19 protein-coding genes are annotated in these 24,296 nt (G+C 62.5%); 10 read left to right on the top strand and 9 right to left on the bottom strand.

Features of this window, described 5'->3' with window-relative positions; translation table 11 throughout:
* Position 1: 1 nt before the first annotated feature.
* The 8 genes from IB266_RS20575 to edd all read right to left on the bottom strand — a co-directional run bounded on the left by IB266_RS20575 (position 2) and on the right by edd (position 9,988).
* Positions 2–847, bottom strand: a complete 846-nt coding sequence (locus IB266_RS20575; protein WP_192262250.1) for a carbohydrate ABC transporter permease — start codon at positions 845–847, stop codon at positions 2–4.
* On the bottom strand, positions 840–1,748 hold the full coding sequence (locus IB266_RS20580) for a carbohydrate ABC transporter permease (RefSeq protein WP_060738869.1): 909 nt from the start codon (positions 1,746–1,748) through the stop codon (positions 840–842). The genes IB266_RS20575 and IB266_RS20580 overlap by 8 nt, the downstream gene beginning before the upstream one ends.
* 172 nt (positions 1,749–1,920) lie before the next feature.
* Positions 1,921–3,222: an ABC transporter substrate-binding protein gene (locus tag IB266_RS20585; RefSeq protein WP_060738870.1), complete on the bottom strand. Its 1,302-nt coding sequence runs from the start codon at positions 3,220–3,222 to the stop codon at positions 1,921–1,923.
* 116 nt (positions 3,223–3,338) lie between these two features.
* A complete protein-coding gene (locus IB266_RS20590; RefSeq protein ID WP_192262251.1) occupies positions 3,339–4,598 on the bottom strand; it encodes an AGE family epimerase/isomerase in 1,260 nt (419 codons plus the stop codon).
* A gap of 229 nt (positions 4,599–4,827) precedes the next feature.
* Positions 4,828–6,297 (bottom strand): ATP-binding protein, encoded by a 1,470-nt coding sequence (locus IB266_RS20595; RefSeq protein ID WP_103308808.1) that lies wholly within the window; start codon positions 6,295–6,297, stop codon positions 4,828–4,830.
* The gene (locus tag IB266_RS20600; protein WP_060738873.1) at positions 6,287–7,018 is read right to left on the bottom strand and encodes a response regulator; all 732 of its coding nucleotides are present in this window, start codon (positions 7,016–7,018) and stop codon (positions 6,287–6,289) included. The genes IB266_RS20595 and IB266_RS20600 overlap by 11 nt, the downstream gene beginning before the upstream one ends.
* 187 nt (positions 7,019–7,205) lie before the next feature.
* A complete protein-coding gene (locus IB266_RS20605; protein ID WP_192262252.1) occupies positions 7,206–8,165 on the bottom strand; it encodes a glucokinase in 960 nt (319 codons plus the stop codon).
* Positions 8,162–9,988: a phosphogluconate dehydratase gene (edd, locus tag IB266_RS20610; protein ID WP_060738875.1), complete on the bottom strand. Its 1,827-nt coding sequence runs from the start codon at positions 9,986–9,988 to the stop codon at positions 8,162–8,164. Before edd ends, IB266_RS20605 begins: the two co-directional genes overlap by 4 nt.
* Before the next feature lie 230 nt (positions 9,989–10,218).
* Here edd and gap point away from each other — a divergent pair, with 230 nt between their 5' ends.
* The 7 genes from gap (at position 10,219) to IB266_RS20645 (ending at position 18,389) form a co-directional block, all read left to right on the top strand.
* Complete coding sequence (gene gap / locus IB266_RS20615; RefSeq protein ID WP_047228368.1) at positions 10,219–11,220, top strand: type I glyceraldehyde-3-phosphate dehydrogenase; 1,002 nt, start codon at positions 10,219–10,221, stop codon at positions 11,218–11,220.
* Between the two features lie 204 nt (positions 11,221–11,424).
* Entirely contained in the window at positions 11,425–11,937 is a 513-nt protein-coding gene (locus tag IB266_RS20620; RefSeq protein WP_192262253.1) for an RNA polymerase sigma factor, read from the top strand.
* A gap of 128 nt (positions 11,938–12,065) precedes the next feature.
* Positions 12,066–12,971 carry a FecR family protein gene (locus tag IB266_RS20625; protein ID WP_092166017.1) on the top strand — a complete coding sequence of 302 codons (906 nt, stop codon included), beginning with the start codon at positions 12,066–12,068 and terminating at the stop codon, positions 12,969–12,971.
* 118 nt (positions 12,972–13,089) lie between these two features.
* Entirely contained in the window at positions 13,090–15,684 is a 2,595-nt protein-coding gene (locus IB266_RS20630) for a TonB-dependent receptor (RefSeq protein ID WP_192262254.1), read from the top strand.
* 169 nt (positions 15,685–15,853) lie between these two features.
* Entirely contained in the window at positions 15,854–16,444 is a 591-nt protein-coding gene (locus tag IB266_RS20635) for a biliverdin-producing heme oxygenase (protein WP_192262255.1), read from the top strand.
* Positions 16,445–16,564: 120 nt separating this feature from the next.
* Positions 16,565–17,008: a YbaN family protein gene (locus IB266_RS20640; protein WP_192262256.1), complete on the top strand. Its 444-nt coding sequence runs from the start codon at positions 16,565–16,567 to the stop codon at positions 17,006–17,008.
* Between the two features lie 34 nt (positions 17,009–17,042).
* Entirely contained in the window at positions 17,043–18,389 is a 1,347-nt protein-coding gene (locus IB266_RS20645) for a CoA transferase (protein ID WP_192262257.1), read from the top strand.
* Positions 18,390–18,527: 138 nt separating this feature from the next.
* On the opposite strand, the gene arcD (IB266_RS20650) is transcribed toward IB266_RS20645, so the two are convergent.
* Positions 18,528–19,955: an arginine-ornithine antiporter gene (gene arcD, locus IB266_RS20650; RefSeq protein ID WP_192262258.1), complete on the bottom strand. Its 1,428-nt coding sequence runs from the start codon at positions 19,953–19,955 to the stop codon at positions 18,528–18,530.
* Positions 19,956–20,346: 391 nt separating this feature from the next.
* Here arcD (IB266_RS20650) and arcD (IB266_RS20655) point away from each other — a divergent pair, with 391 nt between their 5' ends.
* From arcD (IB266_RS20655) to IB266_RS20665, 3 genes are all read left to right on the top strand, one after another.
* Positions 20,347–21,774 (top strand): arginine-ornithine antiporter, encoded by a 1,428-nt coding sequence (arcD, locus tag IB266_RS20655; protein ID WP_192262259.1) that lies wholly within the window; start codon positions 20,347–20,349, stop codon positions 21,772–21,774.
* Positions 21,775–21,805: 31 nt separating this feature from the next.
* Entirely contained in the window at positions 21,806–23,062 is a 1,257-nt protein-coding gene (gene arcA / locus IB266_RS20660; RefSeq protein ID WP_192262260.1) for an arginine deiminase, read from the top strand.
* Positions 23,063–23,133: 71 nt separating this feature from the next.
* A complete protein-coding gene (locus IB266_RS20665; protein ID WP_192262261.1) occupies positions 23,134–24,144 on the top strand; it encodes an ornithine carbamoyltransferase in 1,011 nt (336 codons plus the stop codon).
* Positions 24,145–24,296: the final 152 nt, after the last annotated feature.

Here is a 24,296-nt window from a genome sequence, read left to right on the forward strand (position 1 = left end):
ATTACCCCTTGACTGCGCCGGCCGTCAGGCCGCGCACGAAATACTTGCCTGCGACCACATAGACCAGCAGGGTCGGCAGCCCGGCGATCATCGCCGCCGCCATGTCCACGTTGTATTCCTTGGCCCCGGTACTGGTGTTGACCAAGTTGTTCAGCGCCACTGTGATGGGCTGCGAATCACCGCTGGAGAACACCACGCCGAACAGGAAGTCGTTCCAGATCTGCGTGAACTGCCAGATCAGGCACACCATGATGATCGGGGTGGACATCGGCAGGATGATCCGCCGGAAGATGGTGAAGAAACCCGCACCGTCCAGTCGCGCCGCCTTCACCAGTGCATCGGGAATGCTCACGTAGTAGTTACGGAAGAACAGCGTGGTGAACGCCAGGCCATAGACCACGTGCACGAACACCAGGCCCGTGGTGGTACTGGCCAGGCCCATCTTGCCGAGGGTGAACGAGGCCGGCAGCAGGACAGTCTGGAACGGCAGGAAGCACCCGAACAGCAACAGGCCGAAGAACAACTGCGAACCGCGAAAACGCCACATCGACAACACGTAGCCGTTCAAGGCACCGATGGCGGTAGAGATCAGCACCGCCGGGACGGTGATCTTGATCGAGTTCCAGAAGTAGCTGTCCACCGTGGCCCAGGCCTTGACCCAGCCAATGCCGCTGACCACAGTCGGCCAGCTCAGCAGGTTGCCGGTGCTGATGTCCTCCGGCGTTTTGAAGCTGGTCAACAACATGACCACCAATGGCACCAGGTAAAGCAATACGGCGAGGATCAGCACCGCGTAGATCGCGATGCGACTCAGGCTGATGGAAGGTTTGGCAGCGAGACTAGTCATGACGCTTGGTCCTCAGCTCGGAGTACAGGTAAGGCACGATGATTGCGAGGATCGCACCGAGCATCAGGATTGCACTGGCCGAGCCCATGCCCATCTGGCCGCGACTGAAGGTGAAGGAATACATGAACATCGCTGGCAGGTCGGAGGAATAACCCGGGCCACCGGCCGTCATCGCCGCCACCAGGTCGAAGCTCTTGATCGCGATGTGCGCCAGGATCATCACGGCGCTGAAGAACACCGGGCGCAAGCTCGGCAACACCACTTTCCAGTAGATGCGCGGCATGCTCGCGCCATCGATCTGCGCGGCACGGATGATCGATTGATCGACACCCCGCAGGCCGGCCAGGAACATCGCCATGATGAAGCCCGAGGCCTGCCATACCGCCGCGATCACCAGGCAGTACACCACGCGGTCCGGGTCGATCAGCCAATCCAGGCGGAAGCCTTCCCAACCCCAGTCACGCAACAATTTGTCCAGGCCCATGCCCGGGTTGAGCAGCCATTTCCAGGCCGTACCGGTGACGATCATCGAGAGCGCCATCGGGTACAGGTAAATGGTGCGGATGAAACCTTCGCGACGAATGCGCTGGTCGAGAAACACCGCCAGCAGCACGCCGATCACCAGGGTGATGCCGATGAACATGCCACCAAAGAGCACCAGGTTCTTGCTCGCCACCCACCAGCGGTCGTTGTCCATCAACCGCGCGTATTGCGCCAGGCCGGCCCACTTGTAGTTCGGCAAGAACGTCGAGGTGGTGAACGACAGGACGAAGGTCCACAAGATATAGCCATAGAAGCCCACCAGAACGATGAACATGCTCGGCGCCAGCACCAGCTTCGGGAGCCAGCGCTGCAGTGCATCGAACGGCGAGGCCTTGCTGAACACAGCAACAGAACTCATGGGAAGATCCAAAACAAGGTTACAAGGGCATCCCTTTGTGGGAGCGAGCTTGTGTGGGAGCTGAGCTTGCTCGCGATGAAGGCGCCTCGGTCTTTCTAATGACCGCGTTATCGTTCATCGCGAGCAAGCTTTGCTCCCACAGGCTCGTTCCCACAAGGGACCGCGGCGCAAATTACTTGGCAGACTGAACCGCTGCGCCCAGTTTCTTGGCAGCATCGGCCGGGTCGGCTTTCGGGTCGTTGATGTAATTGGTCACCACATCGAAGAACGCACCCTGTACCGCCAGCGTGGTCGCCATGTTGTGCGCCATGCTCGGTTGCAGGCCGCCGGACTTGGCGTCCGTCAGGAAGTCCTTGGCCGCGGTCTGGGCGCAGGAATCGAAACCGTACTTGGCCATGTCGCCCAGCATGTCGTTGCGCACCGGGATCGAGCCTTTGTTGATGCTGAAGACTTTCTGGAAGTTCTCACCCAGCACGACCTTGGCGATATCCTGCTGACCGGCCGCGGTGCCCGCGTCCTTCTGCTTGAACACCGCCAGGGAGTCGATGTTGTAGGTGAAGGCCTTGTCGGTGCCCGGGAAGGCCACGCACTCGTAGTCCTTGCCGGCGACTTTCTTCGCCGCGGTCCACTCGCTCTTGGCCCAGTCACCCATGATCTGCATGCCGGCCTTGCCGTTGATGACCTTGGCCGCTTCCAGGTTCCAGTCCTGGCCCTTGCCATCGGCGTCCATGTAGGTCGCGACTTTCTTCAGTTCGGTCAGTGCCTTGACCATTTCCGGACCGGTCAGGGCCTTGTTGTCCAGGTCGACCAGGGCCTTCTTGTAGCCATCGGCACCCATCACCGAGAGCACCACGGCTTCGAACACAGTGCTGTCCTGCCAAGGCTGGCCACCGTGGGCGAGCGGAATGAAGCCCGCAGCCTTGAGCTTGTCGCCGGCCGCGTAGAATTCTTCGAGGGTGGTCGGGTTCTTGGTGATACCGGCTTTCTTGAAGACTTCCGGGTTGATCCACAGCCAGTTGACGCGGTGGATGTTCACCGGCACGGCGACGTAGTCACCGTCGTACTTCACGGTATCGGAGACTTTCTTGTCGAGCAGGCTGTCCCACTTCTCGGCCTTGGCGACGTCCTTGAGGATGTCGGTGTCGAGCAGCCCGGTGGACGCCCATTCCTGGATGTCCGGGCCCTTGATCTGGGCGACACCCGGTGGGTTGCCGGCCACGGCACGGCTCTTGAGCACGGTCATGGCAGTGGAACCGCCACCACCGGCGACAGCGCCGTCCTTCCAGGTAAAGCCGTCTTTCTCTACCTGGGCCTTGAGCACATCGACCGCGGCTTTTTCACCACCCGACGTCCACCAGTGGACGACTTCCACGGAACCTTTGGATTCGGCGGCAAGGGTAGTGACAGGGAAGGCTGCGACGGGAAGCAGGGAAGCAAGAGAAATGACAGTAGCGAGGCGAGAAATCGCATTCATCTAGAATTACCTTTCTTGTTGTTATGCATGCAAGTCTGGTGCTTGCGCTGCATGGATTCTAATCAGAGGGAATCCCTTCGCAGGTAACGAAGGGACGTGCAAATGTCACGACATGGTTACACAGGCGCTGGGCTGGATAACCGCGCCAGGGCTGACGCCATGCTCGGTGCCAGGGGCAGGCGCGGGATCAGGACCGCCTGCCAGGCGTGATACAGGTCCGGCTTGCCCGGCCAGATATCGGCGCTGGGACGGTTTTGCGGATCGAGTTCGTGATGCCAGCTGCCGTTGCAGCGATCGATGAAATGTTTGTCACAGAACTCCCAGAAGCACCGGTACCAGGCTTCGTACTTCGCCTCGTCGGTGCGTTTGAGCAAGGCGCTGGCAGCCGCCGCTGCTTCGGCGTGGACCCAATGCAGGCGGTGACGAACCACGGCGCGGTTGTCCCAGTCCAGGGTGTAGACAATGCCCGGCGCGCCATCGACGTCCCAGCCATGGCGGCAGTTCTGGTCGAAGAGTTTTTGCGCGTCCTGGGCCAGCCACCCCGGGGTCAGCATGCCGATCTGGACCCGTGCGGCTTCAAGGTGCAGCAGCAGCCGCGCCCATTCGAAACCGTGGCCGGGAGTGGTGCCATAAGGGCGGAAACCATCGGCAGGATTGTCCTGGTTGTATTCGCGCAGCGGCTGCCAGTGGCGGTCGAAATGCTCCACTACCAGATAGTCGTTGGCGGCGGCATGGCCGTGGATCACCCGCTCGACGATACGCAGGGCACGGGCCAACCAACGAGGATCGTCGGTGGCATCGGCCAGGGCCAGGAAGGCTTCGGTGGCGTGCATGTTGCTGTTGGCGCCGCGATAGGCCTCTTCCTCGCTCCAGTCGCGGTTGAAGGATTCGCGCAAGGCGCCCTCCTCCTCACACCAGAAATGCTCATCGATGATCCGCACCGCTTCGTCCAGCAACGCCGCAGCGCCAGGACGCTGGGCCACCACCGCGGAACTGGCCGCCAGGGCAACGAATGCATGCAGGTAGGCCGCCTTGCCAGCACCGTCTTCATCAGGCCGCGTCGTAGCGAACCAGCCACCGTGCTCGGCGTCGCGCAAACGGCCATTGAGAGCCTGGATGCCGTGGTCCACCAACTCGGCAAAACCCGGCAGGCCCTGGATGTGAGCCATGGCGAAGCTGTGGGTCATGCGCGCTGTGTTCATGGTTTCGGCCCGGGCATCGGCCGGCAGGCGCCCAAGCTCATCCAGGTTGCCAAAGCCGTCCGGCAGCTTCGAGGCCTTGGCGAACGCCAGCAGCCGCAAGCCTTCATCGGCAAGCCATTGCTGGTGGGCAGGGGCATTCAGCCAACTGCTGAAGGCCGGTTGGAAGGTGTCCATCGGGGTACCTTTTTTTGTTGTTTTGACGCAGGGAGTCTAAACAAGGGATGGCGGGCGGCAGGTAACGAAAGGGGCGAGTTATGTCACCGACTTGTGACATTCGACTGGGAGAGATGGATTGAGACGACTGGCGCCATCGCGAGCAAGCTCGCTCCCACAGGGGTTTTGTGAACGCCGAAGATCCAGTGTGGGAGCGAGCTCGCTCGCGATGAACGATGACGCGGTCCGATCAATCCACACTGCGAGGCAACTGCAAGGTCACCCGCAACCCACCCTCACGCAGGTTTTGCAGGCTCACCTCCCCCCCATGGCTGTGGGCGATGTTGCGGGCGATGCCCAGGCCCAGGCCATAGCCCTGCTGTTGCCCGGCGAGGCGGAAGTGCGGTTCGAAGACTTGCTCCAGGCGCTGCTCCGGCACACCCGGCCCTTCGTCGTCGACGTGCAGGATGAACGCGGTTTCATCGTCATCGATGTGCAGGTGGGCGTTCTGTCCGTATTTCAAGGCATTGTCGATCAGGTTGCCGATGCAGCGCTTGAGGGCCAGCGGCTTGCCGGGATACGGCGCCAGCGCCCGACCATCCTGGGTCACCCGGCCGTTGCCGTTGGGTGCCAGGTAAGGCTCCACCAGGCAATCGAGCACATGGTTGAGGTCCACCGGCTCGATGTTTTCGTGAATGTCGGTGTCCTTGACGCATTGCAGCGCGCCTTTGACCAGCAGCTCCAGCTCATCCAGGTCACGGCCGAACTTGGCTTGCAGGTTTTCGTCCTCCAGCAGCTCGACCCGCAGCCGCAATCGAGTGATCGGTGTGCGCAAGTCGTGGGAAATCGCGCTGAACAACTGGCTGCGCTCCGTCAGGTAACGGCTGATGCGTTCGCGCATGGCATTGAACGCTCGCCCCACTTCCACCACTTCGCTGCCACCGCCCTCGGCCACCGGTTCCACTTCGGCCCCCAGGGACATGTCGCGCGCGGCCCGGGCCAAACGCTTGAGGGGCCGGCTTTGCCAATGCACCAGCAAACCGATGAACAGCAACAACAGGCTGCTGGTGAGCACGATGAAACCGACCTGTTGCTTGGGCAGGTCTTGTTCTTCAAGGCTGGTGTAGGGTTCGGGCAGCAACGAGGCAATGTACAGCCATTCCCCCGGCGCCATCTGGATCTGCGTGACCAGCACCGGCGGATTCACCGGTTCCAACGTCAGGGCATAGTGGGCCCACGAACGAGGCAGTTCATCGAGCTTGAGCCCGGCATTGAAAATCCGCAGGTCGTCGGGGCTGACAAACGTCACCGAGATGTCGGCGTTAGTGCCCAAGGAGCGACGTAGCACTTCATCCACGGCCTTGAGCACCGCCTGCTTGCGCGGCGTCACCGGCAGCACGTCCATGCCCAGGGGCTTGTCGTTGAGGGTGACGACGAACCGCGTACCGCCCATGCTGCGCAGTTGGTCCAGCACCAATGGCCGGTACGCCACCGGCAGCGAACGCAAGTAACTGACGCTGGCGGTCATCGAATGGGCCAGGCTACGGGCGCTGGTGACCAGGCCTTCGAGCTGGGTGGCGCGCAGTTGCGAGACCCAGATCAGGCTGGACAGGGTCTGGGCGAACAACACCACCAGCAAGGTCAGCAGCAGCATCCGGCCCAGCAACGAGCGCGGTACCGGTACCCGCCGGGCGATTTTCCTGATCCAGTCAATGCCCATTGCTGGCAACCACGCTGGCCGCCAGTTGATAACCGCTGCCACGCACCGTGCGAATCAGCCGCGGTGGTTTGTCGGTGTCACGCAGGCGCTGGCGCAGGCGACTGACCGCCATGTCGACGATCCGGTCCAGGGGCATCAACTCACGACCACGGGTCGCATTGCCGATGGTGTCGCGGTCGAGGATTTCCTGGGGATGATCGAGAAACAGCTTGAGCAGGGCGAAGTCGGCGCCGGAGAGAATCACTTCTTCACCGTCGGTGTGGAACAGCCGATGGCTGACCATGTCCAGCCGCCATTCATCGAAGGCCAGCACTTCACCGCCGGAGCGTTCCTGGCCGAATTGCGCCCGGCGCAGCAGCGCCTTGATGCGCGCCTGCAACTCACGCGGGCTGAACGGTTTGCCCAGGTAATCATCGGCGCCCAGCTCAAGGCCGATGACCCGATCGGCCTCGTCGGAACTGGCGGTGAGCATGATGATCGGCACATGAGCCTGGCGTGGGTGCTGGCGAACCCAGCGGCAAAGGCTGAAGCCGTCTTCATCGGGCAGCATCACATCGAGGATCACCAGGTCGCTCGGCGCATCGTTAAACGCCTGGCGAAACCCGGCGCCGTCGGGCGTGGTACGCACCTGGAACCCCGCACGGCTGAGGTAGGTGTCCAGCAGTTCGCGAATCTCCTGGTCGTCGTCGACCAACAAAATCGATTTGTTTACTGAACTCACGGGCCTCGTCCTTGTTGTTTGGATTGGGGCGATTATGCCTGATGGACAAGGCCTACAAACACACCACAAAACCTTTGTGGGAGCGAGCTTGCTCGCGATAGCGGTGCAACAGTCAACCTCAATGGCGACTGATACTCCGTCATCGCGAGCAAGCTCGCTCCCACAGGGGTGGGGTACCTATCGAACCTTAAGCGGCGGCGGATTGCTCCAACGCCACGCCCGCGCCCATCAGGCCGGAGTATGGCGCGGTCACCAGCCAGACCGGAATGCCCTTGAAGTAATCGCTCATGCAACCCTTGTCGGCGAAGCAGCGGGCGAAACCGCTTTCGAGGAAGAAATCGGCAAAACGCGGGACCACGCCACCGACGATGTAGACGCCGCCGCGTCCGCCCAGGGTCAACACGTTGTTGCCGGCCACGCGCCCCAGCCAACGGCAGAACTGTTCGAGCACTTCCAGGGCGATGGGATCGCCGGCCAGGCCGGCCGCGGTGATGGATTCGGGGGTGTCGAGTACCGGCACATGGCCGTCCACTGCGCAAATGGCCCGGTACACCCGAGGCAAACCGCTGCCGCTCAAGGCGGTTTCGGCGCTGACGTGGCCGATCTCGTTGTAGATGTGCTGCCACAGCTGGGTTTCCCGCGGGCTGCTCATGGGCAGGTCGACATGGCCGCCCTCCCCCGGCAACGCGGCGAAACGGCCCTCCCCCAGATCCAGCAGCGTGCCGACGCCCAGCCCCGTACCCGGCCCGATCACCACCGCCGGACGCATCGGCTCCGGGGTGCCCTCGCACACGACCCGGTACTCATCAGGACGCAAGCAGGTCATGCCCAAGGCCATGGCCGAGAAGTCGTTGACCAGCAACAGCTGCTCCACCTGCAGGGTCTTGCAGAACGCCAGATTGCTCAGGCGCCAGTGATTGTTGGTAAAGCGAAACTCATCGCCGCTCACGGGACCGGCCACCGACAGGCACACCGAACCGATGGCGCCCGGTTTCAGGCCCAGGCCGCTCAGGTACACCTGGATGGCATCTTCCGGGCAGGCGTAATCCGCCGTTGCCAGCACCTGGATGTTTTCCAGGGTGTGGTCTTTCCACAGCGCGAAGCGTGCGTTGGTCCCACCGATGTCACCGACCAAAGCCAGTTTCAATTAAGCGTCTCCAGGGCAGAAGTGAAGGCGCTGGCGCCCTGCTCCGCCGAGCTGAAGGCCATGCGCATGAAACCGAACAGCTCGCGACCGGTGCCGATGTTGTTGCCCAACAGGCCCTTGGCCGGCGTGCGCGCGGCGAATTCCTCGGCGTCCACCTTCAATTCCAAGGTGCCTTTGACGCCATCGACACGGATGATATCGCCCTCCTGCACCCGGGCCAACGCACCACCGACATAAGCTTCGGGGCTGACATGAATGGCCGCCGGGATTTTCCCCGACGCGCCGGACATGCGCCCGTCGGTCACCAGCGCCACTTTGAAGCCACGGTCCTGCAACACACCCAGGAATGGCGTCATCTTGTGCAGCTCCGGCATGCCGTTGGAGCGCGGGCCCTGGAAGCGCATCACCGCGACAAAATCCTTTTCCAGCAGGCCGGCCTTGAACGCGTCTGCCAGGTCCTGCTGGTCCTGGAAGACCATGGCCGGGGCTTCGACAATCTGGTTTTCCAGGGCCACGGCCGAGACCTTCATCACCCCACGGCCCAGGTTGCCTTCCATCACGCGCAACCCACCTTCTGGCGAGAAGGCGCGGGCCACCGGGCGCAGGATGTTTTCGTCGAGACTTTCGATCGGGCCGTCGCGCCATACCAACTCGCCATCCTCCAGGAACGGTTCCTGGGTGTAGCGGCTCAGGCCGTGGCCGAGCACGGTGTTGACGTTTTCATGCAGCAAGCCGGCTTCCAGCAACTCACGGATCAGGAACGACATGCCGCCGGCAGCCTGGAAGTGGTTGATGTCGGCCTTGCCGTTCGGGTAGACGTGGCTCAGGGTCGGCACCACCTCGGAGAGGTCGGCCATGTCTTGCCAGGTCAACTGGATACCCGCCGCCATGGCGATGGCCGGCATGTGCAGGGTGTGGTTGGTGGAGCCGCCGGTGGCGTGCAGCGCAACGATGGAATTGACCAGCGAGCGCTCGTCGACGATTTCGCCGATGGGCATGAAATTGCCGCTTTGCTTGGTCATGCGCGTCACCTGGAACGCCGCTTCACGGGTCAGGGCATCGCGCAGCGGCGTGTTCGGGTTGACGAACGAGGCGCCCGGCAAGTGCAGGCCCATCACTTCCATCAACAACTGGTTGGTGTTGGCGGTGCCGTAGAAGGTGCAAGTGCCGGGGCTGTGGTAGGACTTCATCTCCGATTCCAGCAGCTCTTCGCGGGTGGCCTTGCCTTCGGCGTAGCGCTGGCGCACGTCGGCTTTTTCCTTGTTGGAAATGCCCGAGACCATCGGCCCGCCTGGCACGAAGATCGTCGGCAAGTGACCGAAGCGCAGCGCGCCCATCATCAGGCCCGGGACGATCTTGTCGCAGATGCCGAGCATCAGCGCACCGTCGAACATGTTGTGGGACAGCGCCACCGCCGTGGAGAGCGCGATCACTTCGCGGCTCGGCAGGCTCAGTTCCATCCCCGCCTCGCCCTGGGTCACGCCGTCGCACATCGCCGGCGTGCCTCCGGCGAACTGGCCGACCGAGCCAATCTCACGCAGGGCTTTCTTGATTTGTTCCGGGAAGGTTTCGTAGGGCTGGTGGGCCGAGAGCATGTCGTTATAGGACGACACGATGGCGATGTTGGCGGCGTTCATCATCCGCAGGTGGTGTTTGTCTTCGGTGCCGCAACCGGCCACGCCGTGAGCGAAGTTGGCGCACTGCAGCTTGCCGCGCATAGGACCGTCGCTGGCGGCATCACGGATCAATGCAAGGTAAGCCTGACGCGTGGCGCGGCTGCGGGCGATAAGCCGTTCGGTGACCTCAAGAACGCGGGGATGCATGTGTAGAACTCCAGGCTAACGGGTGTGGCGACCTGATTGTCTATGCTGGTCAAAAGCCCGCTGCGCGCTGTGTGGAAGGCGGGGCGACAGACGGTTTTTGACCATTCGGACCAGTTGATTCAGGTCACTCGTTGTAGATAAAACAAAATATTGCCACTAAAAAGGCTTGTTTTCTATTTTTATGCGAATAATCTTGTAATTCCAACAACAAATCGACGGCGGCGCAGTTAATGACTCTTCGAATCGCAATCAATGGTTTTGGCCGCATCGGCCGCAACGTCCTCCGTGCACTGTATACCCAAGGCTATCGTCGCGACCTGCAGATCGTCGCCATCAACGACCTGGGCGACAGTGCAATCAATGCCCATCTGCTCAAGTTCGACACCGTGCATGGCACCTTCGACGCCGACGTCCAGCACGATCACGAAAGCCTGACGGTCAATGGCGACCGCATCTCGGTCAGTGCCATCCGCAACCCGGCCGAACTGCCTTGGGCGGCCGAGAAGATCGACGTTGTGTTCGAATGCACCGGTCTGTTCACCGACCGCGCCAAGGCCGCGGCCCACATCAGCGCCGGCGCCCGCAAGGTGATCATCTCGGCCCCGGCCAAGGGCGCCGATGCCACCGTCGTATATGGCGTGAACCACGACATCCTGCGCCAGTCCCACCAGATCATCTCCAACGCTTCGTGCACCACCAACTGCCTGGCCCCGGTGGCCCAGGTGCTGCACCGCGAGCTGGGCATCGAAAGCGGCCTGATGACCACCATCCATGCCTACACCAACGACCAGAACCTGACCGACGTCTACCACAGCGACCCGTACCGTGCTCGCTCGGCCACCCAGAACATGATCCCGAGCAAGACCGGCGCCGCCGAAGCGGTGGGCCTGGTGCTGCCGGAACTGGCCGGCAAGCTGACCGGCATGGCGGTGCGCGTACCGGTGATCAACGTCTCGCTGGTGGACCTCACCGTGCAGCTCAAGCGCGAAGCGTCGGCCGAGGAAGTCAACGAACTGCTGCGCCAGGCCAGCCAGCATTCGAAGATCCTCGGCTACAACACCCTGCCGCTGGTCTCCAGCGATTTCAACCACAACCCGCTGTCGTCGATCTTCGATGCCAACCACACCAAGGCCAGCGGCAAGCTGCTCAAGGTACTGGCCTGGTATGACAACGAATGGGGCTTCTCCAACCGCATGCTGGATAACTGCCTGGCGTTGTGTAACGCCGAGTAACTGACACGGCAGTATTGAGCCTTTCTGTGGGAGCGAGCTTGCTCGCGATAGCGGTGTATCAGCCAACATCGATGGCGACTGACACGCCATCATCGCGAGCAAGCTCGCTCCCACAAGGGTTCACACTCGTGAAATGAATCAAGGCTTGACCCGCGACGTAGATGATAAGCATTATCATCTACTCGAACCGGATCGGGCCCTACCGTGAGTCAATCGCGCTTTCATCACGTCTTCCTCGCCCAGCGAGTGCCGCTGCTGCGCACCCTCGAGCGCATGGTCAGCAACCCCAGTACCGCCGAAGACCTGCTTCAGGAAACCTACCTGCGTGTCACCCGTGCACTGGCTGAACGCACGGTCGAGCACCTCGAACCCTTTGTTTTCCAGACCGCCCGCAACCTGGCGCTGGACCATTTGCGTGCCCGACGCATCCAGGCCCGGACCCTGCTGGATGACGTGCCGCTGGAAGTCGTCCAAAACGTCGTCGCCCCCCAGAGCAGCGCCGAGGACGCCGCCCATGCCCAGCAACTGCTCGAGCGCCTGAATGTCAGCCTGCAGGCCCTGAGCCCGCGACAACGGCAGATCTTCATCCTCAGCCGCCTGCATGGCCACAGTTACCAGGAAATCGCCGAACGGCTGGGCGTGTCCTTGAGCACGGTGCAAAAGGAACTGAAACTGATCATGGCGATCTGTGTGGGTGTGGCTGAACGCAGCCTATAGTTTCACGTTGCGCACAGGCTTGCCTCCTACTGCCCGCGGCTTGTAGCTTGTGCTGGCCGCTAATACGAGAACCCACCGTGACGGACAACTCCCCTTCTCCTGCGCCGACGCCGGAAACCGCCCATGCCATGGAGCAGGCGCTGGACTGGCTGATCCTGCTGGACAGCCCCAGCGAGGAACAGACGCGGCAATTCCAGGCCTGGCTGGCGGCCGATCCACGTCACGGCGAGGCGTTCGCCCGGGCCCAGGCGATCTGGAACGGCCCCCAGGTGATGGCCAGTGCCCGTCGACTTGAAACCGCCCCCAAGGTCACCGCGCTGTCGCGCCTGCGTGCCCATTGGAAACCCCTGGCCACCGCCGCCGTGTTGTTTCTCGGCCTGTTCAACTTCAGCGACCTGCCCCTGCGCTTGCAGGCCGATCACCTGACCGTGGTCGGTGAACGCCAGCGCCTGCAATTGGAAGACGGCTCCAAGGTTCTGCTCAACACTGACTCGGCGTTCTCCAGCACGTTCAACGAACAACGGTACGTGGCTCGCTTGTACAAGGGCGAGGCCTTCTTCGAAGTCCCGGGCAACCGCACCCTGCCGCTGGAAATCGACGCCGGCCCGGTCACCGCCAGCGTCAGCGACACCACGTTCGCCGTGCGTTACCTCGACGGCGTGGCCCAGGTCCAGGTCCAGCGTGGCGATGTGGATCTGCGGGCCAATCGCAACGACACCCATGTGCGGCTGTCGGCCGGGGAGAGCATCCGCATCGGCCCCAACGGCTTCGACCGGCCGTCCCGCCTCGATGCCAACACGGACCTGGCCTGGGTCCAGGGTCGGCTGGTGTTCGAGAACCGGCCGTTGAGCCAGGTACTGGCCGAGCTGCGCCGCTACTACCCCGGCTGGATCATCAACAGTAACGAACAGTTGGCCAATGTCGCGGTGACCGGCAATTACCGCCTCGATCAGCCGCTGGACGTGGTCCGCTCCCTGGCCCATATCACCTCGGCGCGGCTTCAGGAATTCCCGGCGCTGGTGATCTTGAACTAAATGAGAATTATTTTTACTCGATAGGCTCCGCTGGTTCGTCTCGTTATAGCCAATGCAATTGATTCGCATCCATCGATGCGATCTGCACCTATAACAGATGCGACACGGAGCGCTATCGATGTCCTCTCGCCTTACTTGCCGGTTTCTTGCCCCCTCTTGCACGCTGTCATTGCTCGCCGCCGCCATCCTGATGGCCGGCACCGCGCCGCTCGCCCTGGCTGCCACCGCCGTACAACCCCCTGCCCGCAACATGGGCGACTACACCTTTGCCATCGCCCGACAGCCACTGGTCTCGGCCTTGAATGCATTCACCGCGGTCACCGGCTGGCAAGTCGGCATGCCGGCGGAACTGGCCGAAGGCGTCGCGTCGCCAGGGGTGAACGGCTCGCTGCCGCCGGAAAAAGCCCTGGAGCGCCTGTTGGTGGGGACCCAGCTGGGCTACCGCAAGCTGGGCGACAACAGCATCGTGCTGGAAAAGCGCAGCAGCGGTAGCGCGATGGAGCTGCAACAGGTGACCATCAGCGCCACCCGCCAGGAACAGGACATCACCAGCGTACCCAGCACGGTCACTGTCCACGACCGCCAGGAACTGGACCGCAACAACGTCAATACCCTCAAGGACCTGGTGCGCTATGAACCGGGCGTGTCGGTGGGCGGTGCGGGCCAGCGCGGCGGCATCAGCGGCTATAACATTCGCGGCATCGACGGCAACCGGATCCTGACCCAGGTCGACGGCGTGGAAGTACCCGGCGGTTTCTTCAACGGCCCCTACGCCAAGACCCAGCGCAATTACGTCGACCCGGAAATCATCAAGCGCGTGGAAATCCTCCGCGGTCCGGCCTCGGTGCTGTACGGCAGCAATGCCATTGGCGGTGCCGTCAGCTACTTCACCCTTGATCCGGACGACATCATCAAGCCCGGCCAGGACGTTGGCGCCCGCCTGAAGACCGGCTACAGCTCCGCCGACGAGAGCTGGCTCAAATCCGCCACCGTCGCCGGCCGTAGCGGCCCATTCGATGGCCTGCTGCACTACAGCCAGCGCGACGGTCACGAAACCGAATCCTACGGCAGCCACAACGGCACTGGCCTGGCCCGCACCGCGGCCAACCCGGAAGACGTGCGCGCCAACAACGTGCTGGCCAAGCTCGGCTGGAACTACAGCGATGACGCACGCCTTGGCCTGGTCTACGAGAAATACAAGGACGACCGCGACAGCGACCTGAAAAGTGCCTACGGCGGCCCCTACGCCAACGGCCAGCCGGCGATCCCCGACTTTGTACTGCCCGGCGGCATGTACCAGTGGCGCACCGGCAACGACACCATCACCCGCGAGCGTTTCGGCCTGGAGCACAGCTTCGCCCTCGACAGCTTGCTGGCCGATCACATCAAGTGGAGCCTGAATCACCAGGTCGCCAAGACCGACCAGAGCACCGCCGAGTTCTATTTCCCGATCACCCGCCAGGTCCTGCGCACCCGGGATACCCTCTACGAAGAAAAGCAGTGGGTCTTCGATGCGCAACTGGACAAGGCCTTCAGCATCGCCGACACCGATCACGCGCTGACCTACGGCACCACGATCAAGCAACAGAAAGTCACCGGCTCACGCAGCGGCAATGGCGTGTGCCTGGCGGTCGGTGTCGGTTGCTCTGCGGTGGGCGCCATCAGCACCCGAGACGTGTTGGCAAAAGCCAGTGACTTCCCGGACCCGACCATCAACAGCTACGCCCTGTTCGTCCAGGACCAGATCAGTTGGGACAAATGGACCTTCACGCCTGGGCTGCGCTATGACTACACCCAGCTCAAGCCGCACCTGACCGAGGAATTCCTCAACACCGTGGACCCCACCAGTGGTGGTGAGGTCAGCGACAAGAACAAGACCTGGCACCGCGTCTCGCCAAAATTCGGCGTGACCTATGCCCTGACCGACCAGTACACCTGGTACGGGCAGTACGCCGAGGGTTTCCGCACCCCGACCGCCAAGGCCTTGTATGGCCGTTTCGACAACCCTGGCGCCGGCTATAGCGTGGAGCCCAACGCCGACCTGGAAGCGGAAAAAAGCCAGGGCTACGAGACCGGCCTGCGCGGCCGTTTCGACTCCGGTTCGTTCGACGTGGCAGTGTTCTACAACAAGTACCGCGACTTCATCAACGAGGACGCCATCACCCCCGGTGCCGACCAGTTGACCTTCCAGAGCAACAACATCAAGCACGCCACCATCAAGGGCGCCGAAGTCAAGGGACGCCTGGACCTGGACGTGCTGGGCGCGCCAAAGGGCCTGTATACCCAAGGTTCGGTGGCCTACGCCTACGGTCGCAACAACGACACCGGCGAGCCGCTCAACAGCGTCAACCCGCTGACCGGCGTGTTCGGCCTGGGCTACGACCAGGAGCAGTTCGGCACGTTGCTCAGCTGGACCCTGGTCAAGAAAAAGGACCGCGTCGACGACAGCAACTTCAACTCGCCCGATGGCGTGAGCAGCCAGTTCAAGACGCCAGGCTTCGGCATCCTCGACCTGACGGGTTTCTACAAGGTGACCCGCGACGTGACCGTCAGTGGCGGCCTCTACAACCTCACCGACAAGAAATACTGGCTGTGGGATGACGTGCGCGGCTACGACAGCGTCGGCGAAGCGGCCGTGCTGAGCCCCGCCAACCTCGATCGCCTGACCGCGCCCGGGCGTAACTTCGCGGTGAACCTGATCTGGGATATCTGACCCGATTTCCCAGGCAACACAAACACCTGTGGCGAGGAGAGTCATGTGGGAGCAAGGCTTGCCCGCGATGAAGGCGATGCGGTCTTTCAGAGATCGAGGCGCCTGTTTCGCGAGCAAGCTTTGCTCCCACAGCCCCTCGCCACAGCGATCTAATTCAAAGGAATTGTTCATGACCACACAACGTCCCGCTTCACGTTCCCAACGCCTGAACCAGATCACCCACGAGCCTCACAGCAAGCTCGACGCCCTGGTCAAGGCCCACGCCCCGTTCGAAACTCCGGCCAGCTTCGCCCGTTTCGTCGTCGCCCAGTACCTGTTCCAGTCGGAACTGGTGGCGCTGTACAACGACGCCGAGCTGTCCGCCCTGATTCCCGACCTGCCGGCCCGTTGCCGGGCCGACGCAGCCAAGGCGGATCTCGCCGACCTGGACACCGAAGTCCCGGCGCCGGTGGCCGGAGCGGTGAACAACCCGACCCAGGCCGAAGCCCTGGGCTGGCTGTTCGTCTCCGAAGGTTCCAAGCTCGGCGCCGCGTTCCTGATCAAGCGTGCCGTGGGCCTGGGGCTGAGCGAAACCTTCGGCGCCCGGCACCTGGCGGAACCTGCCGGCGGGCGCGCCGAAGGCTGGAAAACCTTCACCCGCACCCTCGACGGCCTGGCCTTCACCGCACAGCAGGAAGCCGAAGCGGATAAAGGCGCGCTGGACGCCTTCAACCGCTTTACCGTGCTGCTGGAACAGGCTTATGCGGCCGAGCCGGCTTGATCTGTGGGAGCGAGCTTGCTCGCGATGGCGGACTTTCAGCCACCTTATTGGCCGCCTGATACACCGCTATCGCGAGCAAGCTCGCTCCCACAAGGTAAAGTGCATGTCGGATAGAAGTACATGAGCCGCACGCCCTCCAAACTCACCCAACTGCTCTTCGCCCTGCTCGCCTACACCAGCCTGGCCATCGGCCTGGTCGCCCTCGTCGTGCCCGGCCTGCCGACCACCGAGTTCATCCTGCTGGCCGCCTGGGCCGCGACCCGCAGTTCACCGCGCCTGAGCGCCTGGCTGGAGAACCATCGGTTGTTCGGGCCGATGCTGCACAACTGGCGCAATGGCAAGGTCATCCCGCGCCGGACCAAGGTGGGTGCCACCGTCAGCATGCTGCTGTGTGCCGGGCTGATGCTGGTGATGCTCGACCACGGCTGGCCGGTTTATCTGGCGCTCGCGGGCATGGGCCTGGGCAATCTGTGGATCTGGTCGCGCCCGGAACAGGCACAGGGCACTTGTGGCGAGGGCGCTTGCTCCCGCTGGGCCGCAAAGCGGCCCCCACCGGATTTTTGATCTATGATCGCCCTCTCGTACTGGAGGGCTTTCGATGTCAGATCTGCTCACGTCCATGCAAACCGCACTCGGCTTGCCCACGACCCCAATCACCTTCAGCGGCGAAGGCGCCCTGCCCTCGGCCTTCGCCGTCACGGAGTTGGCCAGCGCCAGCATCGCCGTGGCGGGCCAGGCAACCGCCGCCCTCATCCATCAACAAACCGGTCGCCTGCCGCCCGTCGAGGTCGACCGGCGCCTGGCGTCGTTCTGGTTCTCCACTTCCCTGCGCCCCATCGGCTGGAGCGTGCCGCCGATGTGGGACCCGGTGGCCGGTGACTACGCCTGCGCCGACGGTTGGATTCGCCTGCACACCAACGCACCGCATCATCGCCTGGCCGCGGAAAAAGTCCTCGGCACCTGCACCGACCGCGCCGACATGGCTGCGAGGGTAGCCCGTTGGAACAAGGCCGAGCTGGAACAGGCCGTGGTCGACGCTGGCGGTTGCGCCGCCGAGATGCGCTCGTGGCAGTCCTGGCAGGCCCATCCCCAAGGCATGGCGGTAAATGCCGAACCGCTGGTGCACCTGAGTGAAACGACTGCAGAACAGCGCAAGCCCTGGCTCGGCTCCGTGACCCAGCCACTGGCGGGCCTCAAGGTGTTGGACCTGACCCGCGTGCTGGCCGGCCCCGTCGCCAGCCGCTTCCTCGCTGGCCTGGGGGCCGACGTGCTGCGCATCGACCCACCGACCTGGAACGAACCCGGCGTGGTCCCGGAAGTCACCCTGGGCAAACGCTGCGCCCGCCTCGACTTGCATCGGCCCGACGACCGCGCGGTGTTCGAGGCGCTGCTCAAGGACACTGACATCCTCCTGCACGGCTACCGTGCCGACGCTCTCGAACGCCTGGGCTATGGCGTCGAACAGCGTCGGCAACTGGCCCCGGGGCTGATCGACGTCAGCCTCAACGCCTACGGCTGGAGCGGCCCGTGGCAGAACCGGCGCGGCTTCGACAGCCTGGTGCAGATGAGCAGCGGCATTGCCGAAGCCGGCATGGGTTGGAAACACACCGACAAACCGACACCGCTGCCGGTGCAGGCGCTGGACCATGGCACCGGCTATCTGCTGGCGGCCAGCGCCCTGGTGTTGTTAACCCGGCGCCTGGAGAGGGGGCACGGCGGCTCGGCTCGCTTGTCACTGGCGCGCACGGCGAAGCTGTTGATCGAGCGTGGCCCAGGGGACCCGACCCCATTGCGCGCCGAGGACGATAATGATCAGGGCCTGGTGGTCGAACAAACGCCATGGGGGCCAGCCCACCGCTTGCAGGTGCCATTGAAAATCACCGGGACGCCACTGCAATGGACCTTGCCGGCGGCAGAACTGGGCGCCCATCGCCCGCAGTGGTAAGGGGATTGATGTGGGAGCAAGGCTTGCCCGCGATGGAAGCGCCGCAGTCTCTCAGAAATCGAGGCGCCTGTTTCGCGAGCAAGCTTTGCTCCCACATAACCCTCTCGCCAAGGCGTCACCTCAACCTCCCGGTAAGCCTCACAGCGTCAAAAATCCACTGTACAACCCATAAGCCGCCACCCCCGCCCCCGCCATCACGCAGGCAAAGACGCCTTTTTCCACATGGGTGAACAAGGGTTGGCGCTGCTCGCGCTTGGCCTGGGCAAACAGGATCACCCCCGGCGCATACAGCAGCGCCGACAGCAGCAGGTATTTCACGCCGCCGGCATACAGCAGCCACACCGCGTAGCACAGCGCAACGCCACCGATGCACAGGTCCTTCATGCGCCGGGCCGAGGCTTGCCCATAGGTTTCGCCCCGTGCGCAAAGCAACACCGCATAGGCTGCCGACCACAGGTACGGCACCAGAATCATCGATGACGCGAGGTAGATCAGGCTGGTATAGGTGCCTGCGGAAAACAGGGTAATCAGCAAAAACAACTGGATCATGCCATTGGTCAGCCACAACGCGTTGACCGGCGCACGGTTGGCGTTTTCCTTGGTCAGGAACGCCGGCATCGTCTTGTCCCTGGCGGTGGCATAGAGAATTTCGGCGCACAACAGCGCCCAGGACAACAACGCACCCAACAACGACACCGCCAGGCCGAGGCTGATCAACAACGCGCCCCAAGGCCCGACGATATGTTCCAGCACGCCGGCCAGTGACGGGTTCTGCAATTGCGCCAGGGCTGGCTGGCTCATGATCCCCAGGGACAACACGTTCACCAGCACCAGCAGCGCCAGGACCCCGAGGAAGCCGATCACCGTCGCCCGCCCGACGTCCGCGCGTTTTTCCGCCCGCGCCGAATAGACACTGGCGCCTTCGATGCCAATGAACACGAAGACCGTGACCAGCATCATGTGGCGCACCTGGTCCATCACGCTGCCCAGGTCAGGGTTCATCTCGCCCCAGATGTCCCGGGTGAACACCTCGGCCTTGAACGCCACCGCGGCGATGACGATAAACATCACCAGCGGCACCACTTTGGCGATGGTGGTCACCAGGTTGATGAACGCCGCCTCCTTGATGCCGCGCAATACCAGGAAATGCACCGCCCACAGCAGCAACGATGCACAGGCGATGGCCACCGGCGTGTTGCCTTGGCCGAACACCGGGAAAAAATACCCCAGGGTGCTGAACAGCAATACGAAGTAGCCGACGTTGCCCATCCAGGCACTGATCCAGTAGCCCCACGCGGAAGAGAAGCCCATGTAGTCGCCGAAACCGGCCTTGGCGTAGGCATAGACACCCGAGTCCAGTTCGGGCTTGCGATTGGCCAGGGTCTGAAATACAAAGGCGAGGGTCAGCATGCCGACGGCGGTGATCGCCCAACCGATCAGCACCGCTCCGACGTCGGCCCGGGCCGCCATGTTCTGCGGCAGGGAAAATATCCCGCCACCGATCATCGATCCCACCACCAGCGCCACCAGCGCACCGAGTCGTAACTTTTCAATCGGCTGCGGCATCTTTCTCGCTCATTAAGTAAATAATGCGACATAACGTTTTTGAATAACGTCACGCGCGCAAAGTCCGAGGAATTATTAATCCGACCATTGTCCAGGACAGCAATAAGAAAGACCACGCCAGACAATTATTTCTGCCATGAAAACAACCTACAAAATAGTTGCGATCCAGCAAAAATCAACTAGCGTGAATAATCCTACGGGATGAAACCCGCCTCGCCACACCTTGCCGAAGCCTCTAAAACTGGACTTCTGGCAACTTATGGACGTGAAGGAAAGCACTCAACTCCTTCATTAACAATGGAATGTTGTCATGCACTGATCCAGATCAGGTATTCAACTTTCAAATCGACTTATTCTGTCGACTCTCTTCTCCTGCATTGGAGTCTCGCAAATGTCTGATACCCCCGGAAAACTTCGATTGGGTGCGTTAGTTGCCTTGGTTGTCGGCTCCATGATCGGCGGCGGGATATTTTCCCTGCCACAAAACATGGCCGCCAGCGCTGATGTCGGTGCGGTACTGATTGGCTGGGCCATTACCGCTGTCGGCATGCTGACCCTCGCTTTTGTCTTTCAGACCCTCGCCAATCGCAAGCCCGACCTGGATGGCGGCGTGTATGCCTACGCCAAGGCCGGGTTCGGCGACTACATGGGTTTCTCGTCGGCCTGGGGCTACTGGATCAGCGCCTGGCTGGGCAACGTCGGCTACTTCGTGTTGTTGTTCAGCACCTTGGGCTACTTCTTCCCGATTTTCGGTGAAGGCAACACCGTTGCCGCGGTGATCGGCGCCTCGGTATTGCTGTGGGCGGTGCATTTCCTGGTGCTGCGCGGCATCAAGGAAGCGGCGTTCATCAACCTGGTCACCACCATTGCCAAGGTCGTGCCGTTGCTGCTGTTCGTGTTGATCGCAGTGTTCGCCTTCAGGCTCGACATCTTCACCGCCGACATCTGGGGCGTGAAAAACCCGGACCTGGGCAGCGTGATGAACCAGGTGCGCAAGATGATGCTGGTCACCGTGTGGGTGTTCATCGGCATCGAGGGTGCCAGCATCTTCTCGGCACGGGCCGAGAAACGCTCCGATGTCGGCAAGGCCACGGTCATCGGTTTCATCACCGTGCTGCTGTTCCTGGTGCTGGTCAACGTGCTGTCACTGGGCATCATGACCCAACCTGAACTGGCCAAGCTGCAGAACCCGTCCATGGCCGCCGTGCTGGAGCATGTCGTGGGCCACTGGGGCGCGGTGCTGATCAGCGTCGGCCTGATCATCTCGCTGCTTGGCGCCCTGCTGTCCTGGGTGCTGCTGTGCGCCGAGATCATGTTCGCCGCCGCCAAAGACCACACCATGCCCGAGTTCCTGCGCCGGGAGAATGCCAACCACGTACCGGCCAACGCCCTGTGGCTGACCAACGCGATGGTCCAGCTGTTTTTGATCATCACGCTGTTCTCGGCCAGCACTTACCTGTCACTGATCTACCTCGCCACCTCGATGATCCTGGTGCCGTACCTGTGGTCGGCGGCCTACGCCGTGCTGCTGGCGGTGCGCGGCGAGACCTACGAAGGCTTCGCGGCCGAGCGGCGCAAGGATCTGCTCATCGGCGCCATAGCCCTGATCTACGCGGTGTGGCTGCTGTACGCCGGCGGGATCAAGTACCTGCTGCTCTCCGCCCTGCTCTATGCCCCCGGCGCGATTCTGTTCGCCAAGGCCAAGCACGAGTTGGGCAAACCGGTTTTCACCTCTGTCGAGAAGCTGATTTTCGCCGCAGTGATCGCAGGCGCCCTGGTGGCCGCCTATGGGCTCTACGACGGCTTCCTGACCTTGTAGCTGGCTGATTGTTTTAACGGGAGGATTTGTAATGACCACGGAAAAAGTGAAGTACGGCGTTCATTCCGAAGCCGGTAAATTACGTAAAGTCATGGTGTGTTCCCCAGGCCTGGCCCATCAACGCTTGACCCCGAACAACTGCGACGAGCTGCTGTTCGACGACGTGATCTGGGTCAACCAGGCCAAGCGCGACCATTTCGATTTCGTCACCAAGATGCGCGAGCGTGGCATCGACGTGCTGGAAATGCACAACCTGCTGACCGACATCGTCGCCATCCCCGAAGCCCTGGACTGGATCCTGCAACGCAAGATCACCGCCAACTCGGTGGGCCTGGGCCTGGTGAATGAAGTCGGTTCGTGGCTGCGCAGCCTGGAGCCACGCCATATCGCCGAGTTCCTGATTGGCGGCGTCTCGGCCGACGACCTGCCGGACAGCTTCGGTGGCAAGACCATCCAGATGTTCCGCGACTTCCTCGGGCACTCCAGCTTCATCCTGCCGCCGCTGCCCAATACCCAGTTCACCCGCGACACCACCTGCTGGATCTACGGCGGCGTGACCCTGAACCCGATGTACTGGCCGGCGCGGCGCCAGGAAACCCTGCTGACCACTGCCATCTACAAGTTCCACCCCGAGTTCACCCAGGCTGACTTCCAGATCTGGTACGGCGACCCGGACCAGGAGCATGGCAACGCCACCCTCGAAGGCGGCGACGTGATGCCCATCGGCAACGGCGTAGTGCTGATCGGCATGGGTGAGCGCTCGTCCCGCCAGGCCATCGGCCAACTGGCGCTGAACCTGTTCAAGCACAAGGCCGTGGAGCGGGTGATCGTCGCCGGCCTGCCGAAGTCCCGCGCCGCCATGCACCTGGACACCGTCTTCAGTTTCTGCGACCGCGACCTGGTCACGGTTTTTCCGGAAGTGGTGAGCCAGATCGTCGCCTTCTCCCTGCGCCCTGACGAGAGCAAGCCCGGCGGCATCGATGTGCGCCGCGAAGAAGGCAGCTTCCTCGACACCGTGGCCGCTGCCCTCAAGCTGCCGGCCTTGCGCGTGGTGGAAACCGGCGGCAACAGCTTCGCCGCCGAGCGTGAACAATGGGACGACGGCAACAACGTGGTGGCCGTGGAGCCGGGCGTGGTGATCGGCTACGACCGCAACACCTACACCAATACCCTGCTGCGCAAGGCCGGGGTGGAAGTCATCACCATCAGCGCCAGCGAGCTGGGCCGCGGCCGCGGCGGTGGCCACTGCATGACCTGCCCGATCATCCGCGACCCGATCGACTACTGACCTTTGAGCCTGGGCCGGTATCGACCCGATATCCGCCCAGGGGATAACCGAAACCCAAGGAGATCCATATCATGGCTTTCAACATGCGCAACCGCAGCCTGCTGAGCTTGATGCACCACACCCCTCGCGAGCTGCACTACTTGCTGGACCTGTCCCGCGACCTCAAGCGTGCCAAATACACCGGCACCGAGCGTCCACACCTGCAAGGCAAAAACATCGCGCTGATCTTCGAGAAAACCTCGACCCGCACCCGCTGCGCCTTCGAAGTCGCAGCCCATGACCAGGGCGCCCACGTCACCTACATCGACCCGGTGTCGTCGCAGATCGGCCACAAGGAAAGCATGAAAGACACCGCCCGGGTCCTGGGGCGGATGTTCGACGCCATCGAGTACCGGGGCTTCGAACAGGAGATCGTCGAGGAACTGGCCAAGTTCGCCGGCGTGCCGGTGTTCAACGGCCTGACCGCCGAATTCCACCCCACCCAGATGATCGCCGACACCCTGACCATGCGCGAACACAGCGACAAGCCGCTGCATGACATCAGCTACGCCTACCTGGGCGATGCGCGCTACAACATGGGCAATTCGCTGCTGATGATCGGTGCCAAACTGGGCATGGACGTGCGCATCGGCGCGCCGAAAGTCCTGTGGCCGCACCAGGACTTCATCGACCAGTGCCAGGCCTTCGCCGCCGAGAGCGGCGGGCGCATCACCATCACCGAGGATCCGAAGGCCGCCGTCAAGGGCGTGGACTTCATCCACACCGACATCTGGGTGTCCATGGGCGAGCCGGTGGAAGCCTGGGATGAACGCATCGAGCAATTGCTGCCCTACCAGGTCAACGCGCAAATGATGAAAGCCTCGGGCAACCCACGGGTGAAATTCATGCATTGCCTACCGGCGTTCCACAACAGCGAAACCAAGGTCGGCAAGGACATCGCCGCCCGCTATCCGAACCTGGCCAATGGCGTGGAAGTGACCGAGGAGGTGTTCGAGTCCCCAGCCAACATCGCCTTCGAGCAGGCGGAAAACCGCATGCACACCATCAAGGCGATCCTGGTGTCGGCGCTGGCGGATATCTAGGACCTCATGCATTCGCGCGCTCTGGAGCAGAACTGTGGGAGCAAGGTCTGTGGGAGCAAGGCTTGCCCGCGATGGTATCGCCTCGGTCCATCAGCTACACCGAGGTGCCTGCATCGCGGGCAAGCCTTGCTCCCACAAACCCCACAGGGGTA

Origin of the sequence: Pseudomonas sp. Pdm06 (genome assembly GCF_014851795.1) — a bacterium.
Taxonomy (GTDB): Bacteria; Pseudomonadota; Gammaproteobacteria; order Pseudomonadales; family Pseudomonadaceae; genus Aquipseudomonas; species Aquipseudomonas fluorescens_AA.

Coding starts and splice junctions, on each gene's coding strand:
- IB266_RS20575 (WP_192262250.1), bottom strand. CDS start 847: ATGACTAGTCTCGCTGCCAAACCTTCCATCAGCCTGAGTCGCATCGCG.
- IB266_RS20580 (WP_060738869.1), bottom strand. CDS start 1,748: ATGAGTTCTGTTGCTGTGTTCAGCAAGGCCTCGCCGTTCGATGCACTG.
- IB266_RS20585 (WP_060738870.1), bottom strand. CDS start 3,222: ATGAATGCGATTTCTCGCCTCGCTACTGTCATTTCTCTTGCTTCCCTG.
- IB266_RS20590 (WP_192262251.1), bottom strand. CDS start 4,598: ATGGACACCTTCCAACCGGCCTTCAGCAGTTGGCTGAATGCCCCTGCC.
- IB266_RS20595 (WP_103308808.1), bottom strand. CDS start 6,297: ATGGGCATTGACTGGATCAGGAAAATCGCCCGGCGGGTACCGGTACCG.
- edd (WP_060738875.1), bottom strand. CDS start 9,988: ATGCATCCCCGCGTTCTTGAGGTCACCGAACGGCTTATCGCCCGCAGC.
- gap (WP_047228368.1), top strand. CDS start 10,219: ATGACTCTTCGAATCGCAATCAATGGTTTTGGCCGCATCGGCCGCAAC.
- IB266_RS20625 (WP_092166017.1), top strand. CDS start 12,066: ATGGAGCAGGCGCTGGACTGGCTGATCCTGCTGGACAGCCCCAGCGAG.
- IB266_RS20630 (WP_192262254.1), top strand. CDS start 13,090: ATGTCCTCTCGCCTTACTTGCCGGTTTCTTGCCCCCTCTTGCACGCTG.
- IB266_RS20635 (WP_192262255.1), top strand. CDS start 15,854: ATGACCACACAACGTCCCGCTTCACGTTCCCAACGCCTGAACCAGATC.
- IB266_RS20640 (WP_192262256.1), top strand. CDS start 16,565: ATGAGCCGCACGCCCTCCAAACTCACCCAACTGCTCTTCGCCCTGCTC.
- IB266_RS20645 (WP_192262257.1), top strand. CDS start 17,043: ATGTCAGATCTGCTCACGTCCATGCAAACCGCACTCGGCTTGCCCACG.
- arcD (WP_192262258.1), bottom strand. CDS start 19,955: ATGCCGCAGCCGATTGAAAAGTTACGACTCGGTGCGCTGGTGGCGCTG.
- arcD (WP_192262259.1), top strand. CDS start 20,347: ATGTCTGATACCCCCGGAAAACTTCGATTGGGTGCGTTAGTTGCCTTG.
- arcA (WP_192262260.1), top strand. CDS start 21,806: ATGACCACGGAAAAAGTGAAGTACGGCGTTCATTCCGAAGCCGGTAAA.
- IB266_RS20665 (WP_192262261.1), top strand. CDS start 23,134: ATGGCTTTCAACATGCGCAACCGCAGCCTGCTGAGCTTGATGCACCAC.